Raw genomic sequence first — 5314 nt, 5'->3', positions numbered from 1 at the left:
GGAGGTAGACAAACATCTTGATCGAAGCGGATCAACATTTATTTATGTAAGGGGGTGCTTTCCGCCCCACCCTGTGGAGGAGTGGGGAAACCAGCACCCCCTTACCAACCCCCTTATGGTTGTAATTACCTCCAATCCAGCTAACACTGACAACTGTACCCCAAAACCACCAACCCCACCAGCACCACCATGAATTAAAATAGTTTGCTCTGACTGAATGTGCAAGCGTCGATGCAAAGCTTGGTAAGCAGTCAAACCCGCACAAGGAATAGCAGCAGCTTCAGTAAAAGAAACACCTTCTGGAAGTGGAGCAACTGCTATGGCGGTAGCGTTAGTATATTCTGCATAACCTCCGGGTTTAGACAAATTTCCATGATAATAAACTCGATCTCCAACTTGCCAGTCAGTCACATCAGCACCGACAGCATCCACAACTCCCGCCACATCTAACCCTAAAATAAATGGATAACTCCACCTTGACGACCCAGAAGCAGCTACTTTGTAGTCAACAGGATTTAATCCTACTGCATGAACTTTTACCCGTATTTCTCCTGCTTTTGGTTGTGGTAAAGGCATTTCGGCCATAAGTAAACTATCGGGAGTTCCTGGTTTATCCAATACTAATGCTTTCATTTTTATCTCCTAAAGTTGAATTGTAATTTTGCCAAAATGGGAACCTGTTTCCATATAACTTAGTGCTTCTGGAGCTGACTCAAATGGAAAGACGCGATCGCATACAGGATGTAATTTATTCACATCTATGGCCTTATTCATTGCCTCAAACATCTGGCGCGAACCGACAAAAATTCCTTGTATCCGGACTCCTTTCATCACTGCGGGTAAAGGATTAAATTCTGCTTGCGCTCCTGCTAATACACCTATTAAACTAATTTGCCCTCCCATTTTGACTGCTTTTAAAGACTTACTCAAAGTATTTGCTCCACCAACTTCCACAATATAATCAACTCCCACTCCCTCAGTTAACGCCAACACCTGTTTTTCCCACTTCGTTACAGACTTATAATTAATGACATCAGATGCACCTAACTGCTTCACCCTCTCCAACTTTTCATCACTACTGGAAGTTGCAATGACTCGCGCTCCTGCCATAACTGCAAACTGTAAAGCAAACAAAGAAACTCCACCTGTTCCCATAACTAACACTGTTTCCCCTGGTTTTAAACCTGCTTCCATTAAAGCGTGCCAAGCTGTTACTGCAGCACAAGGTAAAGTAGCTGCTTCTGTATCAGATAAGTGAGACGGAATACTTACTAAACCATCTTCAGACAACACCAAATATTCTGCCAACATTCCGTCAACTTCACCACCCAAAGCTGACTTAAATGCCTCCTTAGTTAAATTACCCGATCGCCATTTCTGCATAAAAATACTCGCAACTCTGTCTCCAGGTTTAAATTTAGTGACACCTTCTCCTATTGACACAACTTCTCCTGCTCCATCGGAACATGGAATAACAGGTAAATTTAGATGGGGGTTGTAAAGACCTTTAACCATTAAAATATCTCGATAGTTAAGGGAGACAGCTTTAACTTTCACTAAAACTTCTCCAAATTTTGGTTGTGGTTGTGGTCTTTCAGTACAGACTAAATTACCAAATTCCTGAATTTCAAAAGCTTTCATAATTAGTTATCAGTTATCAGTTATCAGTTATCAGCAAAATTTGTAGGGTGCGTTAGACGGCTAAAATTTAGACTATGAAAGCCATTTAACAGTCTGTCGTAACGCACCATTGAATATGTGTCAGTCTACTACTGGACTCCTGAACCGTATTGCATTTATAAATGGTGCGTTAATGAAATGTAACGCACCCTACTGGACTCCTTTTTCAAAATTCTCTCTAACCATCTTCCCTACTACCCTACTCTCCTAATAGTTAAGTTGTATAATCTCTGTACCTCTAAATTTTGGTTTAGAATAATCGATGGTTCTTGAGCTACGTCAATAATCAGTAACCTAGTAAACAGGCGTTGATTTTTATATTTTTGAAGAACCAGGAATAGCAATTGATCAATTGACTTTATCCAAGCATTCATTAGGGGGATAGTAATCTTTCAACTCACCTGAGTACAGTTACTGCTTTAACCGCCAACCTTTTCTCGTAAGTTGTCGAGAGCGAGCAATAACCAAACTATCATCCTCCACATTCTTTGTTACTACCGAACCTGCCGCCACCGTCACATCTTCCCCCAAAGTCACAGGAGCAACCAATACACTATTTGCACCAGTCTTAGAGCGATCGCCAATTTCGGTATGATGTTTTTTCACTCCATCATAGTTAGCAATAATTGTACCTGCACCAACATTTACCTTTTCTCCCAAGGTCGCATCCCCTAAATAAGATAAATGAGCTGCATTAGTGCGATCGCCCACCTGAGCTTTTTTCAATTCTACGAAATTACCAATTCGACAGCGAGAACCCACTTGAGAATCTCCTCGTAGATGTGCATAAGGGCCAATACTAGTATGATCTGCCACCGCACTATCAGAAATCACCGAATACAAAATCGATACATTTTTACCGATCTGACTATTTTCAATCAAACTTCCTGGCCCAACACGACTACCAGCACCAATGGTACTTCTACCCCGAATATGAGTTTGTGGTTCAATAATCACATCCCGTTGTAACAAAACTGTATCATCAATAGTGATACTATCGGGGTCTATCAAAGTTACTCCAGCGCTCATCCAATCATCTTTAACCCGCGTTTGCAAAATATCATAAGCTGTAGCCAAGTGTTTACGGTCGTTAATACCAACAATTTCTTGATAGTCATTCACATCAACTGCCATAACAGGGCTGAGAAAATTAACTGTATCTGTTATGTAGTACTCTTGTTGGTCATTATTTGTGGTAAGTCTTGGTAAAATCTCTGCTAAAGCTGGCCATCTAAAACAGTAGACTCCGGCATTTACTCGGTGGTTTTGTTTCTGAGCTGCCGTACAGTCTCGGTCTTCTACTATTTGTGTAACGATGTTATTTGTATCACAGAATATTCTACCGTAACCTTTGGGATTAGGCAGATTCGCAGTCAAGATGGTGGCTGAATTTTGATTTTCTTTGTGAGTGTCAATTAAATTCTTCAGAGTTTCTGGCCGTAATAATGGTACATCCCCATTTAAAACCAGAAGGTCTTCAGAAAATCCTTCAAGACTGGGTAATAACTGTTGAACGGCATGACCAGTCCCTAATTGTTCCCTTTGCTCTACAAATTCCGGGGTGGGTAAGTTATCGTCTTGATTCTCAGTATTAAGAAGAGACTCTTGTACAAGGTCTCCACGATAACCAACTATAATAATTATTCTCGATGGTTGAATAGAAACACAACTTTTCAAGACCCGTTCTACTAAGGTACAAGAACCTAACTGGTGTAATACCTTAGGTAGGTCAGATTTCATTCTGGTGCCACGTCCAGCCGCTAAAATTGCTACCGCTACCATGATTTTTGAGATTATTTTCTTATTGAATAAGAAACGTTATATTAGCGAATCTATAATATTTATCCTCTCATATATGGCAGTCCTCGAGGTGGTTGTTTAGAAAAAGTGGGAGATAGGGAGTAGGGCAGTAGGAGAGTAGGGGAGATTGAGAAAGATTTGGCAATGGCGCTCAGATTGAACATTTTTTTGATACCGACATTAAGCGGATATGATATAAAAAGCAGATAATATAAGACTTTTAGCTATTGGGTAGTCTCTGCAATTTGTAAATATACCCCTCAAGCACTGCTTTTTTTTCATAAAATCTCACTTTTGACTTTTAGCTATTGGGTAGTCCCTGCAATTTGTAAATATACCCCTCAAGCACTGCTTTTTTTTCATAAAATCTCACTTTTGACTTTTGACTTTTGACTTTTGACTTCTACGGTGCTTTAATGGAACATTTTTTAGCGGATATGATATAAAAAGCAGATAATATAAGACTTTTAGCTATTGGGTAGTCTCTGCAATTTGTAAATATACCCCTCAAGCACTGCTAAGTGCTTAAGCAAAATTAATTACCTAATTTTATTCTCTGTAATTTTTACAGCATCAGCTTTTTAGCTTTAGAGTATGTTTCATTAATTTTGCATGACTACTTATACTAGACAGTGCAAAGTTCTGGGAATAACTATTGCTAGTCAAGGGTTTCACGGACTCAAGGTTAAAAATTCTCCATTCACAACAGTAGGTGCTGTAAACCTTTCCCAGTAACACTTTCAATCTTGAGAGCCAACTGTTTTTTAGCAGAACTTTGTACTCTCCAGTACTTATAGTTTCATAGTTTCATATATCCTCACTTTTGACTTTTGACTTTTGACTTTTAAATTTGAACTCCTGACTCCTGACTCCTGACTCCTGACTCCTTCTTCAACAACCAACGTTTTTTCCAATGAGATGTAGGTTCTAGGGAAGATTTTTGTTGTTCTAACTGGCGACGATGCATAATAATTTCCGCCGAGTCTGATAAGTGGGGGTCTCGGTAGGGAATACTAGCGCGAGTTAGTAAATGTTCTTTTTCTTTTTCGGACAGTGGGGGTAAATATTCTTCAGTAAAACTGGCCACTGTTCCTGGCGATCGCCTACCTACTGGTGCAGTAGAACCAATTTTCAAATGAGCTTCTAGTAATGCTTTTCTGACTGCTGCAGAGCAGGAAAAAGTAGCTAGATAACCATCAGGTTTGAGAAAGCTACCTACTAAGCGCAAAAATTCTACGGTCCAAAGTTGAGGACAACTGGGTGGAGAAAAAGGGTCGAGAAATATAGCATCAGCTTGGAAACCGGAGTTATTTAGTTCTTGAATAGTTCTTCTAGCGTCCCCGATGGGCAGTTTGGCTTGAATTTTTTCTGTTTGTAATTGATGGGTATTAGCTAGAGTAGCTAATAATTCTGGCACAGGGTCAGGCCAATTATCTAGAAGACCTGTAGCGATCGCTGCTTTTGGCACCTCTGGGTCTAATTCTAGACCCACCAATTGAACTTGACAACCAGGATTAATTTTCCAGATGGCTGCTAAAGCAGAAGCAGTGTTATATCCTAGTCCATAACAAACGTCAAGTAGGCACACCACGGGTTGATGTATTCTAGATAATAGTTGAACTGGGTAAACAAACTTAAATTCTGCTTCTTGTTGAGCGCCAAAATGAGAGTGAAAAGTTTCACCAAATTCGGGTGAAAAAAAAGTAAAAGAGCCATCTGCTGTTGGTTGTGGCATGAATTTGTGATTGATCAATTTTTCCTCTGAAATAGTTATCTAATGAATAAACAGAAAAAATTATACTTACCTCCTTGGTTTCCTTATCCTAGTTCTTGG

General features: G+C 39.8%; 4 protein-coding genes. All 4 read right to left on the bottom strand.

The window, feature by feature from the left end:
* Positions 1-42 precede the first annotated feature (42 nt).
* The 4 genes from F6K13_RS16855 to F6K13_RS16840 all read right to left on the bottom strand — a co-directional run bounded on the left by F6K13_RS16855 (position 43) and on the right by F6K13_RS16840 (position 5215).
* Positions 43-633: an alcohol dehydrogenase catalytic domain-containing protein gene (locus F6K13_RS16855; protein WP_287287866.1), complete on the bottom strand. Its 591-nt coding sequence runs from the start codon at positions 631-633 to the stop codon at positions 43-45.
* A 9-nt stretch (positions 634-642) separates the two neighbouring features.
* The gene (locus F6K13_RS16850) at positions 643-1641 is read right to left on the bottom strand and encodes an NAD(P)-dependent alcohol dehydrogenase (protein WP_124146664.1); all 999 of its coding nucleotides are present in this window, start codon (positions 1639-1641) and stop codon (positions 643-645) included.
* A gap of 450 nt (positions 1642-2091) precedes the next feature.
* Positions 2092-3462 (bottom strand): bifunctional UDP-N-acetylglucosamine diphosphorylase/glucosamine-1-phosphate N-acetyltransferase GlmU, encoded by a 1371-nt coding sequence (gene glmU, locus F6K13_RS16845; protein ID WP_124146663.1) that lies wholly within the window; start codon positions 3460-3462, stop codon positions 2092-2094.
* A gap of 862 nt (positions 3463-4324) precedes the next feature.
* On the bottom strand, positions 4325-5215 hold the full coding sequence (locus F6K13_RS16840) for a tRNA (5-methylaminomethyl-2-thiouridine)(34)-methyltransferase MnmD (protein ID WP_124146662.1): 891 nt from the start codon (positions 5213-5215) through the stop codon (positions 4325-4327).
* Between the last annotated feature and the right edge of the window lie 99 nt (positions 5216-5314).

It is taken from the genome of Okeania sp. SIO2B9 (assembly GCF_010672505.1).
Lineage (GTDB): Bacteria > Cyanobacteriota > Cyanobacteriia > Cyanobacteriales > Microcoleaceae > Okeania > Okeania hirsuta.
This window is presented reverse-complemented; position numbering and strand designations above follow the sequence as displayed.